Annotated in this window: 22 protein-coding genes; 19 read left to right on the top strand and 3 right to left on the bottom strand. The window is 42.0% G+C overall.

The window, feature by feature from the left end; all coding sequences use genetic code 11:
• The 16 genes from AYJ08_RS13075 to AYJ08_RS13000 all read left to right on the top strand — a co-directional run.
• Window positions 1-458 (top strand): M16 family metallopeptidase (locus tag AYJ08_RS13075; RefSeq protein ID WP_197490656.1); only part of this gene is annotated, 458 nt, incomplete at its 5' end.
• Between the two features lie 24 nt (window positions 459-482).
• Window positions 483-1,217 (top strand): elongation factor P 5-aminopentanone reductase, encoded by a 735-nt coding sequence (gene ymfI, locus AYJ08_RS13070; RefSeq protein WP_064018086.1) that lies wholly within the window; start codon window positions 483-485, stop codon window positions 1,215-1,217.
• A gap of 124 nt (window positions 1,218-1,341) precedes the next feature.
• Entirely contained in the window at window positions 1,342-1,599 is a 258-nt protein-coding gene (locus tag AYJ08_RS13065) for a DUF3243 domain-containing protein (RefSeq protein WP_031413761.1), read from the top strand.
• 334 nt (window positions 1,600-1,933) lie between these two features.
• Window positions 1,934-2,725, top strand: coding sequence for a DUF3388 domain-containing protein (locus tag AYJ08_RS13060; RefSeq protein WP_018670903.1), 792 nt, complete (start codon window positions 1,934-1,936; stop codon window positions 2,723-2,725).
• A 12-nt stretch (window positions 2,726-2,737) separates the two neighbouring features.
• Complete coding sequence (locus tag AYJ08_RS13055; RefSeq protein ID WP_064018085.1) at window positions 2,738-3,664, top strand: helix-turn-helix domain-containing protein; 927 nt, start codon at window positions 2,738-2,740, stop codon at window positions 3,662-3,664.
• A gap of 243 nt (window positions 3,665-3,907) precedes the next feature.
• Window positions 3,908-5,251, top strand: a complete 1,344-nt coding sequence (gene rimO / locus AYJ08_RS13050) for a 30S ribosomal protein S12 methylthiotransferase RimO (RefSeq protein ID WP_031413763.1) — start codon at window positions 3,908-3,910, stop codon at window positions 5,249-5,251.
• A complete protein-coding gene (gene pgsA, locus AYJ08_RS13045) occupies window positions 5,252-5,827 on the top strand; it encodes a CDP-diacylglycerol--glycerol-3-phosphate 3-phosphatidyltransferase (RefSeq protein ID WP_003337004.1) in 576 nt (191 codons plus the stop codon).
• Between the two features lie 19 nt (window positions 5,828-5,846).
• On the top strand, window positions 5,847-7,091 hold the full coding sequence (locus AYJ08_RS13040; RefSeq protein ID WP_064018084.1) for a competence/damage-inducible protein A: 1,245 nt from the start codon (window positions 5,847-5,849) through the stop codon (window positions 7,089-7,091).
• A gap of 16 nt (window positions 7,092-7,107) precedes the next feature.
• On the top strand, window positions 7,108-8,697 hold the full coding sequence (locus AYJ08_RS13035) for a DEAD/DEAH box helicase (protein ID WP_064018083.1): 1,590 nt from the start codon (window positions 7,108-7,110) through the stop codon (window positions 8,695-8,697).
• Between the two features lie 174 nt (window positions 8,698-8,871).
• A complete protein-coding gene (gene recA, locus AYJ08_RS13030) occupies window positions 8,872-9,930 on the top strand; it encodes a recombinase RecA (RefSeq protein ID WP_031413767.1) in 1,059 nt (352 codons plus the stop codon).
• A gap of 81 nt (window positions 9,931-10,011) precedes the next feature.
• Window positions 10,012-10,671: a RecX family transcriptional regulator gene (locus AYJ08_RS13025; protein WP_064018082.1), complete on the top strand. Its 660-nt coding sequence runs from the start codon at window positions 10,012-10,014 to the stop codon at window positions 10,669-10,671.
• A gap of 361 nt (window positions 10,672-11,032) precedes the next feature.
• Entirely contained in the window at window positions 11,033-12,583 is a 1,551-nt protein-coding gene (rny, locus tag AYJ08_RS13020) for a ribonuclease Y (RefSeq protein WP_003337009.1), read from the top strand.
• Window positions 12,584-12,731: 148 nt separating this feature from the next.
• Window positions 12,732-13,526, top strand: coding sequence for a TIGR00282 family metallophosphoesterase (locus AYJ08_RS13015; protein WP_064018081.1), 795 nt, complete (start codon window positions 12,732-12,734; stop codon window positions 13,524-13,526).
• 116 nt (window positions 13,527-13,642) lie between these two features.
• A complete protein-coding gene (gene spoVS, locus AYJ08_RS13010; RefSeq protein WP_003337012.1) occupies window positions 13,643-13,903 on the top strand; it encodes a stage V sporulation protein SpoVS in 261 nt (86 codons plus the stop codon).
• 577 nt (window positions 13,904-14,480) lie between these two features.
• Complete coding sequence (locus AYJ08_RS13005; protein ID WP_031413772.1) at window positions 14,481-16,259, top strand: 2-oxoacid:acceptor oxidoreductase subunit alpha; 1,779 nt, start codon at window positions 14,481-14,483, stop codon at window positions 16,257-16,259.
• Window positions 16,231-17,097: a 2-oxoacid:ferredoxin oxidoreductase subunit beta gene (locus tag AYJ08_RS13000; protein ID WP_003341270.1), complete on the top strand. Its 867-nt coding sequence runs from the start codon at window positions 16,231-16,233 to the stop codon at window positions 17,095-17,097. The genes AYJ08_RS13005 and AYJ08_RS13000 overlap by 29 nt, the downstream gene beginning before the upstream one ends.
• Window positions 17,098-17,296: 199 nt before the next feature.
• On the opposite strand, the gene AYJ08_RS12995 is transcribed toward AYJ08_RS13000, so the two are convergent.
• Window positions 17,297-18,355, bottom strand: coding sequence for a YkvI family membrane protein (locus AYJ08_RS12995; RefSeq protein ID WP_064018080.1), 1,059 nt, complete (start codon window positions 18,353-18,355; stop codon window positions 17,297-17,299).
• Between the two features lie 51 nt (window positions 18,356-18,406).
• On the opposite strand from AYJ08_RS12995, the gene AYJ08_RS12990 reads away from it, so the two are divergent.
• The 3 genes from AYJ08_RS12990 to AYJ08_RS12980 all read left to right on the top strand — a co-directional run bounded on the left by AYJ08_RS12990 (window position 18,407) and on the right by AYJ08_RS12980 (window position 20,945).
• Entirely contained in the window at window positions 18,407-19,144 is a 738-nt protein-coding gene (locus AYJ08_RS12990; protein WP_064018079.1) for an MBL fold metallo-hydrolase, read from the top strand.
• Window positions 19,145-19,160: 16 nt separating this feature from the next.
• Window positions 19,161-19,715 (top strand): tRNA 5-(aminomethyl)-2-thiouridylate-methyltransferase MnmM, encoded by a 555-nt coding sequence (gene mnmM / locus AYJ08_RS12985; RefSeq protein ID WP_031413776.1) that lies wholly within the window; start codon window positions 19,161-19,163, stop codon window positions 19,713-19,715.
• Window positions 19,716-19,883: 168 nt separating this feature from the next.
• Window positions 19,884-20,945: a YheC/YheD family endospore coat-associated protein gene (locus tag AYJ08_RS12980; RefSeq protein WP_064018078.1), complete on the top strand. Its 1,062-nt coding sequence runs from the start codon at window positions 19,884-19,886 to the stop codon at window positions 20,943-20,945.
• 164 nt (window positions 20,946-21,109) lie between these two features.
• On the opposite strand, the gene cbpB is transcribed toward AYJ08_RS12980, so the two are convergent.
• Together cbpB and AYJ08_RS12970 are read right to left on the bottom strand one after the other, a co-directional pair.
• The gene (gene cbpB / locus AYJ08_RS12975) at window positions 21,110-21,550 is read right to left on the bottom strand and encodes a cyclic-di-AMP-binding protein CbpB (RefSeq protein WP_064018077.1); all 441 of its coding nucleotides are present in this window, start codon (window positions 21,548-21,550) and stop codon (window positions 21,110-21,112) included.
• A 288-nt stretch (window positions 21,551-21,838) separates the two neighbouring features.
• On the bottom strand, window positions 21,839-22,711 hold the full coding sequence (locus tag AYJ08_RS12970) for a lipoate--protein ligase family protein (RefSeq protein WP_031413782.1): 873 nt from the start codon (window positions 22,709-22,711) through the stop codon (window positions 21,839-21,841).
• Between the last annotated feature and the right edge of the window lie 78 nt (window positions 22,712-22,789).

Here is a 22,789-nt window from a genome sequence, read left to right as displayed (position 1 = left end):
AACGGGAACTAACGACAAAATTGATGCTAGATTTACTGTTTGGAAACAGCTCTAGTTTTTACCAAAGATATTATGACGAAGGACTCCTTACAGAATCCTTTGATTTTGATTACAGCAACGAGACTGATTACGGCTATACGATTTTAGGCGGAGATACACCTGATCCCGAAAAGCTAGTTAGCGTTATCACACAGGAAATCAAGGAGGCAAAAGCGCGAGGAATTGATGAGGAATCGTTCCAACGGCAAAAACGGAGAAGAATCGGACTTTTCCTGCGCTCGTTAAATTCCCTTGAATTTATTGCTAATCAATTTACTAGTTATAAATTTAATGGAATTGATTTGTTTGAAATCGTACCTACTTTAGAAAAAATTACGTTAGAGGATGTACAAAAGCGTATGCATGACCATCTACAAGAAAGTCAGATGGCGGTCTCGATCGTACGTTCACAGGCATAGGCAACCGGGGAAGAGGAGAAATACATGGAAGACAAGCAAGCATGGGCATTGGTTACGGGAGCTTCCGGTGAGATTGGGCAAGCTATTGCCCGGAAGCTAGCTGACGAATCAATCCCACTGTATCTTCATTACAACACACAGAAAGAGAAAATAAACGTATTGTTAGCGTATTGTGAAAGCAAAAATGTGCCGGCGATTGCGCTACAGGCTGATTTATCTCAACCTGATGCAGTCGCGGCCATGTTTAGTCAAATGCCAGTGAAGCCATTGTATATCGTTAATAATGCTTCGATTGATCATGTGGGTCTCTTGAGCGAGGTAAGCCCAGAATTATTTGATCAATTGGTTCGAGTTAACATAGGCTCTTGCTTTTTTGTATCACAGCAAGGACTTCCAGCAATGCTACAGGCTAGATTTGGGCGAATTGTTACCATCTCCTCGATATGGGGAGAGACAGGTGCATCGTGTGAGGTTTTATATTCCATGACAAAAGGTGCTATTCTTAGCTTTACAAAAGCATTGGCTAAAGAAGTAGCACGTAACCACATTACAGTCAATGCGGTCTCGCCAGGTGCTATTTTAGGCGGAATGATGGATCGGTTTACCCTGGAAGAAAGAGAAGCTGTAACCGAAGAGATTCCAATGGGACGACTTGGACGACCAGAAGAGGTAGCCGAAGCCGTTTCCTTCTTATTGCAAAAGGAGGCCGGGTATATTACTGGTCAAACCATTTCGGTTAATGGTGGCTGGCATACCTAGAAATGAAAACATGGATGTAAAAGCTCAGTAACTTTTCCTTCTCCCTGTATAAAAATCAGGACTGAAACGCATTCTAATTCTGAGCGGACAAAAGCGTCCGAAGAGTGCTTAAGGAGGGATTGGGATGTCAGTACTTGATAACTTTAGTGATTGGAAAGGTTTTTTATCTGAACGCGTCCAACAAGCTACACAAGCTGGTATGAACTCCGATACCATTCAAAATGTAGCATATCAAATCGGTGGATACCTAGCTGATCAGGTTGATCCGAAAAACGAACAAGAACGTTTACTTAAACAACTATGGGATGCTGGTGATGACGAGCAACGTCGCGCCCTAGCTAGTGTCATGGTTAAGCTTGTAAGCGATGGTAAAATTGAATAGATTTTTCTTTTGAGGAAAAGTAGCTCTTACGTTAGGAAAGACGTAAGGGCTGTTTTTTATACGAAGAAATGTAAGATAAGCAGACAGATTAAAATAAGCGTATTTTTTTATAAGAGAATAATAAGTTGAACGGCGCATAGAAATGATTATTGATAAACAAAAGAGCGAGGCGCTGATAAAGTGCAGTAAAAGAATTTTTATTGGTATCATTGGCATGTTTTCTGCATTTTTTCTTTGTCCTTCTACATGCAAATGGTATACTATTGTTGAAAAGCCATCTATCACGGGGGAAGAACAATTAGGATTGTTCTTACAGAAAAAAAGGGGATACATGATGCTTACGGAGGAGAAGGAATTTTTTGAGTGGTATTTAGAATATCGCTTAATAAAGGATCGTCCTGGTTTGCTAGGAGACTTAGCTTCCATTCTGGGGATGCTTAACATTAACATTCGTACAATTAATGGTGTTCAAACCAACACGCGAGGAATGTTATTATCCACAGATGACAATGATAAGATTGAAGCCTTACGTAGCCTGTTGTTAAAAGTAAGCAATATTGAAATTAACAAGCTACGTCCGCCTACCATGCTTGACCGTCTAGCTGTCCGTCACGGACGTTATATCGAACGTGATGCGGAAGATAAAAAAACATTTCGCTTTATTCGTGACGAATTAGGAATTCTGGTTGATTTTCTAGGAGAGCTATTTAAAAAAGAGGGGCATCAATTAATCGGAATTCGTGGAATGCCTCGGGTAGGTAAAACAGAGTCTATGATCGCAGCCAGTGTATCCTCCAATAAGCGTTGGACGTTTATTTCATCAACTTTATTAAGACAAACAGTTCGTAGTTCCTTGACCGTTGATGAAATGACAGCTAATCATGTATATTTGATTGATGGGATCGTCTCAACCATGCGCTCAACGGAACGTCATCACAGCTTGTTGCGTGAGATTATGGCTTTCCCAGCTACTAAAGTCATTGAACACCCTGATATTTTTGCAAGAGAGACAGAGTACAAGCTGTCTGATTTCCACTACATTATTGAGTTGAGACATCATCCCGATGAAGAGATTACATATGAATTAATCAACACGAGAAGTTTTAATGACTTCGAGATGACGTAAGGAGGCTACATTGTGTCTGAGCTCGGCCAAGTATTGAAGAGAGCAAGAGAAGAAAAAGGAATCTCGCTCAATGATATACAAAAAATGACAAAAATCCAAACCAGATATTTAGAAGCGATTGAGCGGGGAGATTTTCACATGTTGCCCGGCCACTTTTATGCAAGAGCTTTTATCAAAAGCTATGCGGAAGCGGTAGGATTGGATCCTAATCAGATCGTAGAGCATTACCAGGCCGACTTGCCATCCCAACCGCCACAAGAAGAGGTGGAACGATTACAAAGACGCCATGTGGTTCAAAGGCGATCACCTTTTCAAACCGGTAGCTGGGTAGCTCCTACTTTATTAACACTATTTATCATCTTAGTTCTTGGCGTTGCTTATATGGCACTAGTGAACCGGGATAGTACACCACCTACTGTTCAAAAGCCCGCTGAAGGTATCATTGATACCACACAAGGTGGAGGAGGGGCTCCTACTCCGAATCAAACTCCGGGTCAAGGACAGATTCCGACTACTCCTGGAACAACTACACCGCCAGCAACGACAACGCCTCCAGATGTTACGATGCCTGATGTGAATTTACCTGAGACGGATGGTGCTGGGGCTGCGGGTACACTTACTTTTGAATCCCAGCAAGGAAAGTATTACAATTACAAGGTTGGCAATACGGATAAAATCTCAGTGACGATTAAAGCAACCCGTGGTGCTTGCTGGATACAGGTGAGAGATAAAGATCGAGGGAAAAAACTATTTGAATCTACTCTTCAAAAAGGTGAAGAAAAAACCATAGAGGCACAAGATACTGCTTTTCTGCATGTAGGTTATTCACCTGCCGTTGAAATAATAGTTAACCAGGTTCCAATAACAATGAGTGATATTAAAGCGCAAACGGCTAAGTTTAATTTCACTTTGCAAAAAGACGAAGTGCCGGCACAATAACTTTTTATAAGCTCATGGACTCCCGTTTCACTACCAAAAGTGAGGCGGGAGTTTTTTAGCAGAAGGACTTATTTATAAGCTAACATGATTGTATTTGCAATCAGAGTTAACCCATATAGGATGCAGGCTTTGAACGCTTGAAAACGGTTGATTTTAAGTGCTACTCTTTTTGACTACTCGCCTTTGCTTATATTATACTGGTTAGGTGAATTTGGGCTGGAATATGCAATTGGAGGAAGAGAAATGACCGAAAAGACAACACCCCGTGAAAAGGTTGCCATAGTAACCTTGGGTTGTGAGAAGAATCTGGTCGATTCAGATATGATGGCACATCTGATCGATGAGAAGGGTTATGAGTTAGTTGATAATCCAGATGATGCAACTGTCGTTATCGTGAATACCTGTGGATTCATCGATGCTGCAAAAGAAGAGTCTGTGAACAAGATCTTAGACATGGCCGAGTTAAAAGAGAGCGGAAAATTAAAGTCGTTGGTAGTAGCTGGCTGTTTAACCCAACGCTATAAAGAAGATTTATTAAATGAGATTCCTGAAGTGGATGGTATTGTTGGAACCGGCGATTTTATGTCAATTATTAACGTGATTGAAGACACGCTCATTGGTAAGCGTACAAGCCTGATCGGCAATCCCGTGTTTAACTACGAGCAAGTGGTAAAACGTAAGGTAAAAGAAGGAACTTATACAACATATACCAAAATTGCAGAAGGCTGCGATAACAATTGCACATTCTGTAGTATCCCACTCATGCGCGGTAAATTTCGCAGTCGTTCAATCGAATCTATCGTAGAGGAAGCGACATATCTGGCAACGAAAGGCATTGTGGAAATTTCGCTAATCGCCCAGGATTCAACTAACTACGGTATGGATTTATACGGCAAGCTAATGCTGCCTGAACTACTGAACAGACTGTCTGAAGTAGACGGCATTGAGTGGGTTCGACTACACTATGCATACCCAGGGTTCTTTACAGATGAGTTAATTGAAACGTTTGCTAAAAACCCGAAAGTTTGTAAGTATATTGATATGCCTTTGCAACACTCAGAGGACGCCATTCTGAAACGAATGCGCCGTCCGGGACGTCAAACCGATATTCGTAAGCTTGTTGCTAAAATCCGCGCTGAAGTACCGGATGTAGCTTTGAGAACCTCTTTAATTGTTGGGTTCCCAGGGGAAACAGAAGAGGATTTCTTGAAGCTCTGTGATTTTGTGAAAGACATTAAGTTTGATCGTCTAGGTGTGTTTACGTATTCGAATGAAGACGATACTCCTGCGACACGCCTGCCTGATCAGATTGATGAGGATGTCAAAGAAAAACGCGCTAATATATTGATGGAAATTCAACGTGAGATTGCTAACGAGAAGAATGGTCAATACGTGGGTAAGGTATTGGATGTCCTAGTAGAGAGATACGAAGGTAGAAACAACATTTACGTAGGCCGTACCCAATACGATGCTCCAGAAATCGATGGGGAAGTCTTTATTTCAAATTATCAAGGAGAACTAGGTAAGATTGTAAAGGTGAGAATTACCCACTCATACGATTATGATCTAGCTGGGGAGGTTATTTAGTTGAATCTTGCCAACCGCATCACGCTTGCCAGAATTTTTCTGGTCCCTGTCGTCATGTTTTTTCTACTAGTAGAATACAAATTTGGCACGTTTACCATCGGGACTCTAACTATGACGTACAATGAGCTGATAGCGGCTTTGGTATTCATCTTGGCAGCCAGCACAGATGGTCTAGATGGGTACATTGCCCGTAAGCGGAAGATTGTTACGAATTTGGGCAAATTTTTAGATCCACTGGCGGACAAATTGTTGGTATCGGCTTCGCTTATTTCTCTTGTTGAGATGCAACGAATCGAAGCGTGGGTCGTTATAGTGATTATTAGTCGGGAATTTGCAGTGACAGGTCTACGAATGATTGCAGCGGCGGAAGGAAAAGTTATTGCCGCAAGCGCGTGGGGAAAAATTAAGACCTGGGTTCAAATCGTAGCGATTGCTGTCTTAATGATGAATAATTTCCCGTTTGAGTTTGTCGGCATACCTTTTGACAAAATCGCGATTTGGGCAATGGTCCTGATTACCCTTTGGTCCGGGTATGACTATTTTTCTAAGAATCGCAATGTCATTCAATATTCGTAAAAGATTGGGATGAAGAGTGATGAAAGCGGAAATAATCGCGGTTGGAACTGAGTTATTACTTGGACAAATTGCTAATACAAACGCGCAGTTTTTATCGCAAAAGCTAGCAGAAGTAGGAATCAATGTTTATTATCACATAACAGTTGGCGATAATTATGAACGAATGCTACAAGTGATAGAACGTGCGAAATCGCGTTCCGATCTCATCATTTTTACCGGGGGGTTGGGCCCTACGCAGGATGATTTGACCAAAGACGTAGTGGCCGACCATCTTGGCCACAAGCTAATCACGGATGAAAAAGCAATGGCGAACATTCGTGATTTTTTTGAGAGACGCGGTATTGACATGACTGACAATAATCGTAAGCAAGCCCTTGTAATTGAGGGATCGGCGGTCTTTGATAATGATCACGGAATGGCACCAGGAATGGGGATTACCCAAGAGGGCGTTACATATGTCTTGTTGCCTGGTCCCCCAAGCGAAATGTATCCGATGGTGGAAAATTATGTGATGCCGTTTTTGGCTTCTTTAGGAAATGAGCATCAAATCTTTCATTCTCGTGTCTTTCGCTTTTTTGGTATCGGAGAATCTCTGTTAGAGGCAAAGCTGATAGACTTAATTGAGGAGCAATCCAATCCGACAATTGCCCCATATGCCAAGGAGTTTGAGGTGACGTTGCGCATTACGGCTCGCGCTACCTCTGTGGAGGAAGCAGAGAGGTTGCTACGTCCTGTTGAAGAGGAGATTCGCAATCGTGTAGGTGAGTTTATATATGCAGTAGGGGAATCTCCGTTGCACCAGGTACTTTATGAGCAGCTACTAGTAAAACAACAGACGATTTCTTTTGCTGAAAGCTGTACAGGGGGCACTGTTTCCCAACTGCTTACCTCGGTTCCCGGCGCGTCGCAGGTATATCGAGGAGGAATTGTTTGCTATTCCAATGAAATCAAGCATCAATGGCTGGATGTGCCTCTTGAAGTCTTAGAGACAGAAGGGGCTGTCAGTGAAACAACAGCTCGGCTTTTAGCTGAGAATATTCGCCAAAAGATGGGCACAACCTATGGCGTTTCTGTTACCGGTGTAGCAGGGCCTGAGTCTTCCGAGGGAAAACCTGTGGGACTGGTCTATATCGGAATCGCCAGTGAGAAGCAGCCTACTTTGGTAAAAAAGGTGCAAGTTGCGGGACAGCGCAGAGCGATAATTGGGCGTGTTGCCAAGAATGCTCTCTATTATGCGCTTCAGCAGCTTCACTGTAATGACTAAAAGAAAGGTGACTATCATGACGATTTTTTCAGATTTAGCTTTACATAAAAATGTGTTGCAAGCTATTCATGATATGGGCTTTGAAGAACCATCACCAATTCAGGCGGCTTGCATTCCTAAAATACTAGAGGGTGGCGACCTGATCGGACAGGCTCAAACAGGTACAGGGAAAACGGCTGCATTTGGTATCCCGTTGGCTGAGGTCTTAAACCCTACTAACAACCGTATACAGGCGATTGTTTTGACTCCGACTCGCGAGCTCGCTATACAGGTGGCGGGAGAATTAGTGAGAATATGCAAATACAAAAAAATTCGCACACTCCCAATCTATGGTGGACAATCAATTAGCCATCAGATTCGTGCGCTTCGACAAGGCGTGCATGTGGTGATTGGTACACCTGGGCGTGTTTTGGACCATTTGCGCCGCAAGACACTCCATTTGGAAAATGTGAAAATGCTTGTTCTCGATGAAGCAGATGAAATGCTGGACATGGGCTTTATTGAAGATATCGAGACCATTCTTAGCCACATGAAAGCTGAGCGTCAAACCTTGCTTTTCTCAGCAACCATGCCTCCTGAAATCAAGCGTTTAGCTCATCGCTATATGAAAAATCCCGAGACTGTGGCTGTCAGCCGTGAAGAAGTTACAGCACCTTCTATTGAACAAGTGTATTATAAAGTTTTCGAACGTAATAAACGGGAGAGCTTATGCCGCATTCTCGATAGCCAGGATGTAGAGCTTGGCATCATTTTCTGTAGAACGAAGCGCGGGGTAGACGAATTGAGTGAGGCCTTACAAGCACGAGGCTATTTGGCAGATGGCTTGCATGGCGACCTATCTCAAGCACAGCGCGACAAAGTAATGAAGGCCTTCCGGGAAGGGACGATTGAGTTTTTGATTGCTACAGATGTAGCAGCCCGTGGGATTGATGTAGGCAACGTCTCACATGTTATTAATTACGATATTCCACAGGACCCAGAAAGCTACGTGCATCGGATCGGCCGTACTGGACGTGCTGGGCGTAAAGGGGTAGCTATGACGCTAGTCACTCCTCGAGAGATGCGTCAGTTAATGGTGATTCAAAAACAGACGAAAGCATCTTTGGTTACTCGCACCGTGCCTACCTTGGAGGAGATTGCGGAGCGCAAACGTACTCAATTACGTGAACAGCTACGTTCGCTGATTGAAAGCGAGTCTGCGAATGGTATGTATCAAGAAATCGTGAATGAGCTAATGCAGGAGCATGACCCAGCTAAAGTTGCAGCCGCTGCTCTACATCTCGCGTTTCATACTGATCCAAGTGGAAATGATGAAGAAGAAGGGTACAATTTTGGTGAGACGGGCGCAGCAAGAGGAATGGTTCGTTTCTTCTTAAATGTAGGACGAAATGTGAACATGAAGCCTCAGGATCTTGTACGGGAGATCTCCGAATCGGTGGGCATTCCGGGCAAATCAGTAGGGCGAATTGATATTTTTGAAAACTTCACTTTTGTAGAAGTTCCAGAAGATGTTGCTCCGTTTGTTTATGAGGCGTTAAGACAGACGCGCATCAATGGTAAACGTATTAATCTAGAGCCTGCTAAACCGCGGACACGTAAATCATAATTAGGCTGTACAGAAGGTTTTTTCACATGGAGGTTAAGTGAAAATGCCTTCTTTTTTCTATATAATTCCTATACGAATATTTGTTCGCAAAAAATACTTGGCAAACCCCTCTGTCTCGATGTATGATACATACATAAGAAAAAGTTGAGTGGAACGAGAAAGGGAGTGTCACTATTGTCAGATCGTCGCGCTGCGCTAGAGAGTGCTTTAAGACAAATAGAAAAACAGTTCGGGAAAGGCTCCATCATGAAGATGGGAGAAATGGCACATTCACAGGTTTCTACTGTTTCAACAGGAGCCTTAGCTCTTGATATCGCACTTGGTGTCGGCGGTTTCCCACGTGGTCGTATTATTGAGATTTACGGGCCAGAATCCTCTGGTAAAACAACAGTTGCGCTTCATGCCATTGCAGAAGTACAGAAGCAAGGTGGACAAGCAGCCTTTATTGATGCAGAGCATGCTCTAGACCCTGTTTATGCTGCTAAATTGGGTGTTAACATAGAAGAATTACTTTTATCCCAACCAGACACAGGAGAACAAGCTTTAGAAATTGCGGAAGCTCTCGTACGCTCTGGCGCTGTAGATATTATCGTAGTAGACTCCGTAGCGGCTTTGGTTCCAAAAGCTGAGATTGAAGGAGAAATGGGTGACTCTCACGTTGGTCTACAAGCTCGTTTGATGTCTCAAGCTTTACGTAAGCTTTCTGGAGCTATCAATAAATCCAAAACAATTGCGATCTTTATTAACCAGTTGCGTGAAAAAGTGGGCGTTATGTTTGGAAACCCAGAAACTACTCCTGGTGGACGTGCTTTGAAATTCTATGCTAGTGTACGTCTTGATGTGCGTAAAGCAGAGGGAATTAAACAAGGCAATGATGTAGTAGGTACAAAGACTAAAATTAAAGTTGTAAAAAATAAAGTAGCTCCTCCGTTCAAAGTAGCCGAAGTCGATATTATGTATGGAGAAGGTATTTCTAAAGAAGGAAGTATTCTGGATATTGGAGCTGAGCTGGACATTGTTGCTAAAAGCGGCGCTTGGTATGCATTTAATGAGGAACGTTTAGGTCAAGGCCGTGAAAATGCAAAACAATTCTTGAAAGAGAACCCAGCTATTGCAGCTCAGATTGACCAAAAAATTCGAGAATATTACAGCTTGAATCCTAATTCCATCCCAGAGGGAGAAGCGGTTCTCGATCCAGAGCAGGATGAAGAGCCAACTTTTGATTTAGAGTAGAAGAGATGTAAGCCTGTCGTATTCTGTGCGGCAGGCTTTTTATGTGAAGACAAAGCAGTCTCGATTAGAGTGGGAGGAAACATGAAAACCTCAGGGGTAATCACGGCCGTTCATAGGGATTTGAAAAGAAAACAAGTGTATTTAATTGATTTGGACTATGAATTTGCATTTGAAGTGCATGAGGAAGTCTTTATTAAGTACCATTTGATGAAGGGGACAGAGATAGATAGTAATTTTTTCGCAGAGGTTTTACGAGCGGATCATGAGAATAAAGCCTATTTGGCTGCTATTAATTATCTTAGCTATCGTCCACGGAGTTCTAGAGAAGTAGAAAGATATTTAATAGGGAAAGAGTTTTCACTAGAACTGGCGGAGCGAATAGTAGAGAAGTGTACGCGAGAAGGATATATAAACGATGAGCTATTTGCTAAAAAATGGGTAGAAGAGAGATTGCGTTTGAAACCTCGGGGAGCCTATATGCTTAAGATGGAATTGAAGCAGAAGGGAATTGCCTCGAGTTTGATAGAGAAAGTATTGGGAAGAATAGAATATGAACAGGAGCTAGATGCAGCGCGTGGTTTGTTACGAGGAAAAGTAGCAAGAATAACAGCTCCCATTGATCAAAAAACAGAGCAAAAGCTCTTACAATTTTTATTACGGAAAGGATTTTCACATTCCATTGTTCAACAGCTAAGAAATGAATGGAGAACAAAAAACTGGATGGAGGAAGATGACGAGTAGTGAGGGCGCATACTGTATAATCCTTCCCTAGCGAAGCAATCCTACTCCCCACAAGGTCTACTCCTTGACAAGGCTTGTTCGCAAATAATAAAATAGGTTTGTATTACTTGGTGTTTGATAACTTTTTGCGATTAGCAATCCATAACTGAACATCCATGAGGCCTATGTCTATCATGATTGCAGTCGACCGAGTCGCATCGGTCTTGTTTTTTAGGCTATGGATGCCAAATGTTTCCTTCTTCGCTCTTACTTGTTTTTCATTTTATGTACGAGATACGAAGATGATAGGAATCACCAAGAAAAAAATGATTTGTATGAGAAATGTAAAAGTCATAGACAAAGGAGGTGTAAGAGAACACGTATGGATCTATCTAACCCACTATTGTTAGTTTTGCTATTGTTGGTAGCACTAGCAATTGGTTTTGGGGTCGGATACTTCTTACGTAAATCCATTGCAGAAGCCAAAATTTCAAGCGCAGAAGAAGCGGCGAAGCAAATCGTCGAAGAAGCGAAACGCGATGCGGAGGCAGTGAAAAAGGAAAAAGTCTTAGAAGCCAAAGACGAAGTGTTTAAGCTGCGTACAGATGCTGATCACGAAATCAAAGAGCGTCGTAACGAAATTCAGCGTCAAGAGAGACGTATCCTTCAGAAAGAGGAGTCTCTTGACCGAAAGCTGGACCAATTGGAACGTAAAGAAGTAGAACAAAGCGACCGTGAAAAATCAATTACTGAGTTGCAAGCCAAGGTTGAGCAATTATATAAAGATCAAGTTGCTGAACTCGAACGCATTTCAGGACTAACTCAAGATGAAGCAAAGACAATTATTCTAACAAACGTAGAAAACGAAGTGCGCCATGACATGGCAATTATGATCAAGGATATTGAAACGCAAGCAAAAGAGGACGCTGATAAAAAAGCTCGTGAGATTATCACAACAGCAATCCAACGCTGCGCGGCTGATCATGTGGCAGAGACGACCGTTTCAGTTGTTACTCTTCCCAATGATGAAATGAAAGGTCGAATTATCGGTCGAGAAGGTCGTAACATTCGAGCACTAGAGACACTAACTGGTATTGATCTTATTATTGATGATACTCCTGAGGCAGTTATTCTTTCAGGCTTTGACCCGATTCGACGTGAAATTGCTAAAACGGCCCTCGATAAGCTGGTGGCAGACGGACGTATTCACCCAGCTCGTATTGAGGAAATGGTAGAGAAATCAAGACGTGAAGTAGATGAACGTATTCGTGAGTACGGGGAACAAGCAACATTTGAGACAGATGTACACGGATTGCATCCTGATTTAATAAAGATTTTAGGACGTTTGCGCTACCGTACAAGTTACGGACAAAATGTCTTGAAACACTCAATGGAAGTAGCTCATCTTGCCGGTCTAATGGCTGCGGAATTAAAAGAAGACGTGAAACTGGCAAAAAGATCAGGTTTGCTGCATGATATCGGTAAAGCAATTGATCATGAGGTAGAAGGCTCTCACGTAGAGATTGGTGTGGAACTAGCGAAGAAGTACAATGAACACCCTGTTGTTATCAACAGTATTGCTTCTCACCATGGTGATACAGAACCTACTTCTGTCATTGCGATGTTAGTAGCTGCAGCTGACGCCCTTTCTGCTGCACGTCCGGGTGCTCGCCGTGAAACCTTGGAAACATATATTAAACGCTTGGAGAAACTCGAGGAAATCTCTGAGTCCTTCGATGGCGTAGAAAAATCATATGCAATCCAAGCAGGCCGAGAAGTACGCGTGATGGTACAGCCAGAAAAAATTGATGATGCTGAGTCAATGAGGCTAGCTCGAGAAATTACGAAACGTATTGAAAATGAGCTGGATTATCCAGGACATATACGCGTAACGGTGATTCGGGAAACCCGCGCTGTTGAATACGCGAAGTAAAAATAAAGTGGCGAGATGCCACTTTATTTTTTTGACGGATAGAAATGTATCTACATTCTCATCTCTATACGTACAACCAAGTCCTGCTGGGGGCAGTGGATTGGTCATCGCCCATTTTTAGAATGAATGAATAGTAGAGGTGATTAGAATGAAATTATTGTTCATTGGAGATATTGTAGGGTCTCCCGGAAGAGAAATTGTAAAAGAGTATGTACCACGTCTGAAACGAAAATATGCACCTGATCTGATTGTAGTTAATGGTGAAAATTCGGCACATGGCCGTGGAATTACACGAAAAATTGCTAATGAACTTTTTCAGGTGGGTGTTCAGGCGATTACGATGGGGAATCATACGTGGGATAACCGAGAAGTTTTTGATTTTATAGATGAGGATTCACGTATTGTTCGCCCAGCGAACTTTCCGGAGGGGACCCCAGGCAGAGGTCTTACCTATGTCCAAACACATGTGGGAGAGGTAGCCATCATTAACGTGCAAGGAAGAACATTTTTACCACCATTGATGTGTCCATTTGAAACGGCAGAGCGGCTAGTAGAAGAAGCAAGAAAACGCACCAAATTTATTTTTGTAGATGTGCATGCTGAGGCTACTTCAGAAAAACAGGCACTAGGCTGGTATCTGGATGGGAAAATTAGTGCCATGGTTGGAACACATACACATGTACAAACAGGAGACGAACGAATCTTACCAAATGGGACCGGCTATATTACCGATGCAGGAATGTGCGGTCCAACAGATGGGATTCTGGGTATGGAGCGGAGCGTAGTTATAAAGAAATTCTTAACTCAATTACCTGTTAGATTTGAAGTGGCAGAAGGGCCGACACAATTAAACGGTGTTCTCTTTACCCTCGATAATTCCACGGGAAAAACGAAAAAGATAGATCGAATTCGAATTGACGCCGCTTGTCCTTTTATGGAATAATACAAGGTAGATTCGAATTTTGCGAATATTAATCGTAAAAGGCAGGAATTTTTAGGGGTTATGCGAATATCATTCTAGAGATAAGAGTTATTTCTATCTGACGGGAGGTACAAAGGATGGACGTATTAAAAGTTTCAGCAAAGTCTAACCCCAACTCTGTTGCTGGTGCTCTTGCAGGCGTACTCCGTGAGCGCGGGGCCGCTGAGATTCAAGCCATTGGAGCGGGGGCGCTCAATCAAGCTGTGAAGGCAGTAGCTATCGCACGTGGGTTCGTAGCGCCTAGTGGTGTCGATTTGATTTGTATCCCAGCCTTTACAGACATAATAATTGATGGAGAAGAACGTACAGCCATAAAATTAATTGTAGAACCCAGATGATAGAGAACTAAACTACCTATTCACCTGTTTGTCCTCTTGGAATAAACAGGTTTTTTATTTGCCGAATAGCAAACAAGCCTGCTAAAGCATAGAGAGTTAGATGCCAAGCCTCTCAGTCGATTGGCTTGGCTTTCTTATCGTTTTTACATATAATGATTTCAAAAATACATCGTAAAAAAGCTGGACAAGCAGTCAAAAAAACAAATAAATAATCATGACTTGCTTTCAGCACGAAAATCAACGAAGATATAAAGAATAGCTAATGAATCAACTTCAACAGAAGGACAAAACCTTCTAAATTTTTAGTAAAAATAGTTGCGACTTTATGGGAACATGTTACAATTACTTCAGAAGATCATTAATATACTGAGTACATTTATTAACACAATGCAACCATCTTTAGTAAAAGCACTTGCAATTTGAATAAGCTAGGTCTAAAATTGGTCTTGCTTATACACAAATTCTTCACAATTTGTCTACTATATTACATAGACAAATACTGATTGAACAGATGTGTGCAGTTCGGATTGAATGATGATTGTAGATTTTCTCACAGTCGCTGAAGGGGTGGAATTTCATGATTAGTCAACTTTCTTGGAAAGTTGGAGGACAACAAGGGGAAGGTATTGAAAGTACAGGTGAAATCTTCTCTATTGCCATGAACCGCATGGGTTATTATCTGTATGGTTACCGTCATTTCTCCTCGCGTATTAAAGGAGGACACACCAATAACAAGATTCGTGTAAGCACGAAGCCTGTTCAGGCCATTTCGGATGTCCTAGATATGTTGGTAGCGTTTGATCAGGAAACCATTGATGTAAATGCTCCAGAGTTACGTGAAGGCGGAGTCATTATAGCAGATGCTAAATTCAACCCAGTGTTGCCAGAAGGAATACAGTCTGTCCGCCTATTAGCTGTTCCACTAACTCAAATTGCTGATGAATTGGGTACTTCCTTAATGAAGAACATGGTATCCATTGGGGCAACCAGCGCAATTTTGGGTATTCCAGTTGAGGGATACCGAAACATTGTAGAGGACATGTTCTTGCGTAAAGGTGAAAAAGTAGTCGAATTAAACATGCAAGCGATTACTCGTGGAGCACAATTTGTAAATGAATTAACAGGTGGACAACTTCCAGAGTTCCAACTAGAACCGGCAGATGGAAATAAACGTCTTTTCATGATCGGCAATGATGCGATAGCTCTAGGCTGTTTGACGGCTGGAGTCCGCTTTATGCCAGCATACCCAATCACACCAGCGTCTGAGATCATGGAATATCTTATTAAAAAACTACCGAAATTTGGCGGTACAGTTATACAAACAGAGGATGAGATTGCCGCTATTACGATGGCAATTGGAGCTAGCTACGGTGGTGTGCGTGCCTTGACAGCATCAGCCGGTCCAGGGCTGTCTCTGATGATGGAGGCAATCGGTTTAGCAGGAATGACCGAGATGCCTGTCGTGATTGTAGATACGCAACGTGGCGGCCCTTCTACAGGTTTACCTACAAAACAAGAGCAATCAGATGTTAATGCCATGATCAATGGTACACATGGTGAAATTCCTAAGGTAGTAATGGCGCCTACATCGGTCGAAGAGTGCTTCTATGATGCAGTAGAGGCTTTTAATATTGCGGAAGAATATCAAGTCCCTGTTATTTTGATTACGGATTTGGCATTGTCACTTGGGAAGCAAACTGTTGAACCGCTTGATTATAAACGTGTTGAAATTCGTCGAGGAAAGCTGCTTGCGGGTCAGGAGCTTCCAGAAACAGAAGCTGGAGCGATGTTCCAGCGTTATCAAGTAACAGAGGATGGTGTATCTCCACGCGTCATTCCAGGACAAAAGTATGGTCTTCACCACGTTACAGGGGTAGAGCATGACCAAACAGGTAAACCATCGGAAAGCCCAACTAACCGTAAGGCGCAAATGGATAAACGTTTACGAAAATTAGACGTGCTTCCTTCTAAGTTCCCTACACCGGTTCGCATTAATGGTGAGGGCGTAGAATCTGATGTACTGTTGGTGTCGATCAACTCTGTCGGAGGTACAGTGGAAGAAGCGCGTACACGCTTGGAAGCGGACGGGTTAAAGGTAAATCATGCTCAAATTCGATTGCTTCATCCGTTCCCAGTAGAAGCAATTAAGCCATACGTAGATCAAGCTAAAAAAATTATTGTGGTTGAAAATAACGCGACTGGTCAAATCGCCAACCTAGTGAAATTGAATGTGGGCTGTGCTGACAGACTGGAGAACATGGTAAAATACGATGGGAATCCGTTCTTGCCGAACGAAATTTATACACAAGTCAAGGGGCTGATAAAAGATGGCGACGTTCAAAGAGTTTCGCAATAGTACCAAGCCAAACTGGTGTCCAGGGTGTGGTGACTTCTCCGTACAGGCTGCGATTCAGCGGGCAGCAGCAAACGTGGGATTAGAACCAGAAAACTTGGCCGTCGTGTCTGGTATTGGTTGTTCAGGACGTATTTCAGGCTATATTAATTGCTACGGCTTCCACGGTGTGCATGGCCGAGCTTTACCAATCGCCCAAGGTTTAAAAATGGCAAACCGTGAATTAACAGTCATTGCTTCTGGTGGAGACGGAGATGGTTTCGCTATTGGTATGGGGCATACTGTACATGCGATTCGTCGCAATATGGATATTACGTATATTGTGATGGATAACCAGATTTATGGACTTACTAAAGGTCAAACATCGCCACGCTCTGCGGCAGGTTTTGTGACTAAATCTACCCCTGCTGGCGCGATTGAACAAGCTATTTCTCCTATCGAATTAGCTCTGTCAGCGGGAGCTACTTTTGTGGCTCAGTCCGTATCCAGTGATTTAAAAGGTTTGACAGATGTTATTGAAAAGGGAATACAGCATAAGGGCTTCTCGTTAATTAACGTATTTAGCCCCTGTGTAACCTTTAATAAAGTAAACACATATGACTGGTTCAAGCAAAATATTGTTCCAGTTGATAGCATTGAAGGCTATGACAAGCATAATAAAATTATGGCAATGTCCCATTCGATGGCGAACAATGGCTTACTAACAGGTATTATATATCAGAATACAGAGCAACAGCGCTACGAGGACTTGGTTAAAGGATTTGATCAAGAAGCCCTTGTGAAAAAGGATTTGCATCTTGGTGAAGAGCTCTTTAATCAATTACAAGCGGAATTTGCGTAAGGTAAATGCAAGTATAACTATGCTTATCTTATAAAAACATCCCTTCATCTACACTTGGCAGCAAAACGGATTTCTTTTGCTACAATAGTGTTTATGAGGGGATGATTTTTTTTTGGAGAATGGGCGGGGAACTTTGACAAGATAACACAAACAAGCTGATTCTAGTAACATTCAGAATCAGCTTATGCGCCTGCAAATATCAATTCAATTGCTTTGATCGATCCATCATTTGGCGATAAAATAGCATCACCAAAAAGAACACGACAATCTGTCCAAAAAGCGGGTACAATATAGTAAGCAAAGAACTAAATCCTACGAAACTAACCCCATAGCAGATTAGCAGTATGATCAATAGGATTAGTGAAAAATGAACGTTAATATAGCTTTTCACTTGTTCAACTAATCCAAACAGATTGGCAACGAGCGAGGAGAAAACCTCCGCATAGACCAATAATGCAAAAAGAAAGGTAATCGTTTTGCCTAGGCCAGACAAAATGAAAATAGTAGGCGTATCTACAAATTGAACGTGGGGCATATTGTCCAATAATGACGCATATGCAAGAAAAAGAAGGAAGCCAATGCCCAGACCGCCAACTAAACCTCCGTAAATGATAGGACGCCTAGAGGGGCACTCTCGTCCAATAGGGATGAGGACTGCTTGTGCTAATGCAACATTAAGCGATACATAATAGATGGGAGATTGGAGCCATCCGTCAGCTTCTAGTTCATCAAGAGGCAAGCCGGCTACGGAGGCAGTGCTATCCCATGGCTTCGTGTAGAAGAAGACAAGCAGCGTAAATCCAATAAGGATTGGAACAAAAATACTATTTACCATATGAATAGCACCCATACCTCTAGCTGTTACCAGGAAAATAAATATCATACTTGCCCAAATTCCAAGCTGAGCTGGTAAATGGAACGATTCTTTAAAAAGTGAACCAGTAAAAGCAAGCATGACGGAAGTTGTCCCGATGAGAACTAGGAGTAACGTTGTATTAAAAAAAGTGCCGATCGTTTTTCCAAATAGGTAGAAGCTAACTTCCTGATAGGATTTGGCCTGTATACGCTGTGCTACCAGCATTACCTGTATAGCAGACCAGACAAATAATAGACTAGCAATGCCAATGCCAACTAAGCCATAGGGTCCAAACCGTACAAAAAATTCGAGAATCTCTCGACCTGAAGCAAATCCAGCGCCTACAACCGTTCCGATATAAGTAAAGGCGATCTGCAAAATAGTTTTCCATGAATTTTGCATTGAGTACCTCCTGTCCACCATACTACATCCTATGAAATGGAGAGTGAAAACATGCGTATCACTGTGTTAGGCTTTCAATCACCGTATCCAGGACCTGGAGGAGCTACCCCTGGTTATTTATTACAAACAGAATCAAAGAATATATTAATTGATTGTGGGAGCGGGGTAATCAGTCAGGTAACAAAATACATACCAATTCATAAGCTAGATGCGGTTTTCTTATCACATTATCATCAAGATCATATTGCTGATGTTGGAGTTTTGCAGTATGGTTTGAATGTGCATCAAAGAGTAGAAGGGATTCGTGCCAATCAACCTGTACCCATTTATGCTCCGATAGAGCCAGTCGAATTTAGCAGTCAAATGGCCTATAAAGAAGCAACAGTTTTTAAGCCTATAATTGAGCAGACAGAAGTAATTGTAGGAGACATCACTGTTGGTTTTGTCAAAACAGATCACCCCATTTTATGTTATGCCATGATGTTTACGTATAATGGAAAAACAATCCTCTATGGTGCAGATACAGGGATGCAAACGGACTGGGAGAGGGTTATGGAGCCTGATTTATTTATATGTGAAGGAACGTATCTTGACGGCTTTGAACCTAATAAGCCGACTGGCCATTTATCAGTGCGGCAAGCTGCTCAGATTGCCAATGATATAAAAGCAAAAGCATTATTAATTACACATCTATTTCATAATACAAAAGACGAGGATGTATACGAGCAAGCAAGCTCATATGGGGAATCATGCTATGTTGCAAGGATAGGATTACAGATAGAGATATAAAAAGGAGAGAGCTAACGTGTTTCCAAATGTTTTAGAAGTTGTACGTCAATATATTAGAGAACGAGTAGAAGAGGGAGAGACGGTAGTGGACGCCACTATGGGCAATGGAAATGACACATTATTTCTTGCTCAGCTAGTTGGGGAAAGAGGAAAAGTGTACGCTTATGATGTTCAATCAGAAGCGATTGAGAAAACCCGAGCACGTTTAGAACGCGAACAGGTAGTAGAGCGGGTGAATTTATTATTAACCAGCCACGAGCAAATTAAAGAGATTCCGGTAGCAATCGGAGCTGTTATGTTTAATTTAGGGTATTTACCAGGTGGAAATAAGGATATTACGACACAGGCTAATACCACCATTCGTGCTATTGAAGCCGGATTGGATAAGCTTCGGACTGGCGGAATCATGACGATCATTATTTATTGGGGACACGAAGCAGGGGCTATTGAAAAGGAGGCAGTTGTTGAATATTGTGAAAAACTGCCGCAGACAGAATACCTTGTGCTTCGTTATCAATATATGAATCAACAAAACCAAGCTCCTTTTATCATTGCAATTGAAAAAAGATAAGAACAAAACAGATATCGTCAGCCCTAGCCGAGTAATGGACCTATTCATTACTCGGTTTTTTCAGTTGAAATCGAGCAGATAAAAAATAGGCAACCCATCTGTCTGCGCCCTACATAGAGTAATAAAAAAGAAAAATGTACTGAAGAAATGATGTAGGAAGGGATGAATGTGGAAAAAATCGGAATCATGCTTGATAAGAAAGTTATTTCCTCGAACAGACGGCGACGACACACCTATGAGCGGCTGGCTTTTTATGTAGAGATTGGGGCTAGACTTGGACTAGAGACTGTGTTTTTTCATGCTGATCAAATTAACTTTGCCACGAATAAAATTAAAGGCTATGTATGGAGAGATAAGAAGCTGGTACCATCCACTTTTATAATCCCAAAAGTCATTCACAATCGATTACTTTCTGGTAAGAAAGCTACGATTTTTCGGATAAAAAAATTAGAAAAAATAAGCCAAGTGTATAACGGGATTGTCACACGCAATAAATGGAGGGTGCACAAGAGACTGTGGGGACAGGATAATTTACGTCATTACATTCCAGAAACCAAGCTATTTCGAAAACAAGCCTTTACCGACATGCTGAATAAATATTCTTTTATATACATCAAACCGGTAGTCGGATCAGTAGGGATCGGAGTTGCTCGAATAGAACGTAAGGCAGAGGGATATTTTTTCTACTCGTCACGAACAAAGGAAAGCTTTCAGCATGTAGAAGAGCTTGTACAGTTTGTAGAAAACTGGATCAAGAACAAAACCTACATTATTCAACAAGGTATTCCGCTTTGCAAGTATCAGGATCGAACTTTTGATGTGCGTGTTTCTATTCAAAAAAATCAATTGCATGAATGGAAGATATCAGGGATGGTAGCGAAATTGGCAAATCCTACCAATAAATTAAGTAACTTAGCACAAGGTGGCAGGGCAGTACAATTGGAAACAGTTCTGGGCTCGCTGTTTGCTACTCAAAGTATTCCCATCATTGTGAGTCGTTTAAAGGCTGCATGCTTTGCCATTGTAGAGGAACTGGAACAACATGAGCCGTCACTAGCTGATCTGGGCTTAGATATGGGGATTGACCGGTCTGGATTACCATATTTTATTGAGGCGAACGTTAGGGATCAAAGATACTCATTTTTCAAAGCAGGTGAGAAAGCCATGTTTTATCAATCTTATAAAACCCCACTTGAATATGGAGCTACTCTGTACAAAAAGAAAAAATGATGATTAGTAGAAGACTGCTAGACAGCCAGACATCATGCTATTAGTTACGGGAAAATAGAAAACAAAAAGGAAAAGCGCATGTGTAATAAAAGGCCTGCTCCAAGTTGGATGCGGGCCTTTCCTTCAGTTCTACCATCACCATGGGGCGTGGGTCTGAGACTGTATTATTCGACGTTGCGGAAATGGTGGTACACGAGGGCAAGAACTGCTTTGCGAGTCAAAATTCCTTCAAAAACACCTTGCTCATCCTCGACACACACAAAGGGATGATTAATGGATAATTCTAGAGCGCGTTGAAAAGAGTCAGTAGGGCGTAAACGAGGGATGTTACGTTCCATGACCTCTTCTACATGATGCTCGTGTAATGTTTCATACTCCACACGCTCTAAACCTAGAATGGATTCCAGTATCATTGTTTTACTAATTTGTCCCATCACTTTATAGGAAGAGTCCAATACAGGAATGGCCGAATATCTGCTTTTCACCAATACTAATAAAGCGTGTTCCAAAGAATTGCCCAATTGAACATGAGCTACTTTTGAGGCGGGTAGTATTAAATCCATAATCGGGTAATTGAAAATATGCTTAGCTTGAGGATTAATCAATGCAAGATCCTCCTTACCTTTCATTGTTAATGGACATTCTTCTTGTATTGTATAAAAAATTAAGCAAAAATGCATTTTTTTCTCTATTTGAAATGAGTTGAAAAACAGCGTAGAAGTAACTTGAGCAAATTTTTACTAGTCCTGACTATCCTAAATCTTTTATGTATGCTGCTCATTTAGTCTCAAAATAGATGAAAAAGAAAAAACCTGAGCGGATCAATCCTCAGGTTTTTTAAATGAGAAGATGTCTTTTTTATAGATATGCAAAAGACCCCATTGATTATGAATTTATTTTAGTAACCGCCAATCAGATTGTTGAATCTCTGCTGCGGTATAAGAGAAGAGGCCAAGGCGTCCCGTTAAATGCTGGATTGCGACTTCTTTATCTGCTTCTGTCAAAGGCAATTCTCCCTTGGGAGCTGTCCATTTGTTTGAAATAGCAGAATAAAGCTGTTCTTTTACTTCATCTACGGAGATGGCACGTCCCATATGCTCGGAGATACTGCCGATAGTCTCCTTTCGGACGGCAGGAACAGGGCGCTGGGCTACTTCCATTTCATAAAGTCCAGCTTGATGATAGAAGTCTTCCATCAGGGCTCCGCGTTCTATTCCACTACCCTCAATATTGATACAGAGCTGCAAAATGGAACCATAGCGGGTACGGCGTTGAGCCATTCCACCAATTTTTTTACCAGCAAGCGCAAAATCATAGTCACCTACACAATAGGAATCTACGACTTCTCCTAGTTCAATCTTCCCGTAGTCAGCAAGCCCGACTGATAGAATTTCAGCAGCTAGCTTATAAAAATCATCAATTGCCAGATTGCATTGTGGGAATAAAATAGCCATATTTAAAACACCGCTGTCCAGTGGAACACATGCGCCGCCCGAGGAACGGAGGAGAGCCGAGTACCCTTCATAACTGTATGCCTTCAAGGCTTGCTCTAAGTGCGGAAGCTTGGCGTCACGTCGTCCCAACCAAAAAGCTTTATCATAAATCCATAAATGGATAATTGGTTTCGCATTAGGCTCTTTCATAGCAGTAGCTAATGCTTCATCCAATGCGATCGGTTCTACCGGAGATTGTCGGTAGATGCCCGAGTCAATCCAGGTAAATGGAGAGTGCAGTAGTTCAGAATACACAGTAAAACCCCTTCCCAAATACCCTCCTGTAAGAGAGGTGTCTTTCTCCATTATACACATGTCATGAAAATCTCTGCTAGGAAAAAGGAGTATTCA

The sequence above is a fragment of the Brevibacillus sp. SKDU10 genome, from assembly GCF_001645205.1.
GTDB lineage: Bacteria > Bacillota > Bacilli > Brevibacillales > Brevibacillaceae > Brevibacillus_B > Brevibacillus_B halotolerans.
Note: the sequence above shows the minus strand (reverse complement) of the source record. Positions and strands in the feature narration are given on the sequence as shown.

Excerpts from the sequence above, each read along its gene's own strand:
- AYJ08_RS13035 (WP_064018083.1), top strand. The coding sequence starts at position 7,108 with ATGACGATTTTTTCAGATTTAGCTTTACATAAAAATGTGTTGCAAGCT.
- AYJ08_RS12990 (WP_064018079.1), top strand. The coding sequence starts at position 18,407 with ATGCGTATCACTGTGTTAGGCTTTCAATCACCGTATCCAGGACCTGGA.
- rimO (WP_031413763.1), top strand. The coding sequence starts at position 3,908 with ATGACCGAAAAGACAACACCCCGTGAAAAGGTTGCCATAGTAACCTTG.
- AYJ08_RS13000 (WP_003341270.1), top strand. The coding sequence starts at position 16,231 with ATGGCGACGTTCAAAGAGTTTCGCAATAGTACCAAGCCAAACTGGTGT.
- spoVS (WP_003337012.1), top strand. The coding sequence starts at position 13,643 with ATGGACGTATTAAAAGTTTCAGCAAAGTCTAACCCCAACTCTGTTGCT.
- AYJ08_RS13005 (WP_031413772.1), top strand. The coding sequence starts at position 14,481 with ATGATTAGTCAACTTTCTTGGAAAGTTGGAGGACAACAAGGGGAAGGT.
- AYJ08_RS13025 (WP_064018082.1), top strand. The coding sequence starts at position 10,012 with ATGAAAACCTCAGGGGTAATCACGGCCGTTCATAGGGATTTGAAAAGA.
- AYJ08_RS13015 (WP_064018081.1), top strand. The coding sequence starts at position 12,732 with ATGAAATTATTGTTCATTGGAGATATTGTAGGGTCTCCCGGAAGAGAA.
- AYJ08_RS13060 (WP_018670903.1), top strand. The coding sequence starts at position 1,934 with ATGCTTACGGAGGAGAAGGAATTTTTTGAGTGGTATTTAGAATATCGC.
- AYJ08_RS12995 (WP_064018080.1), bottom strand. The coding sequence starts at position 18,355 with ATGCAAAATTCATGGAAAACTATTTTGCAGATCGCCTTTACTTATATC.
- AYJ08_RS13040 (WP_064018084.1), top strand. The coding sequence starts at position 5,847 with ATGAAAGCGGAAATAATCGCGGTTGGAACTGAGTTATTACTTGGACAA.
- rny (WP_003337009.1), top strand. The coding sequence starts at position 11,033 with ATGGATCTATCTAACCCACTATTGTTAGTTTTGCTATTGTTGGTAGCA.
- AYJ08_RS13065 (WP_031413761.1), top strand. The coding sequence starts at position 1,342 with ATGTCAGTACTTGATAACTTTAGTGATTGGAAAGGTTTTTTATCTGAA.
- ymfI (WP_064018086.1), top strand. The coding sequence starts at position 483 with ATGGAAGACAAGCAAGCATGGGCATTGGTTACGGGAGCTTCCGGTGAG.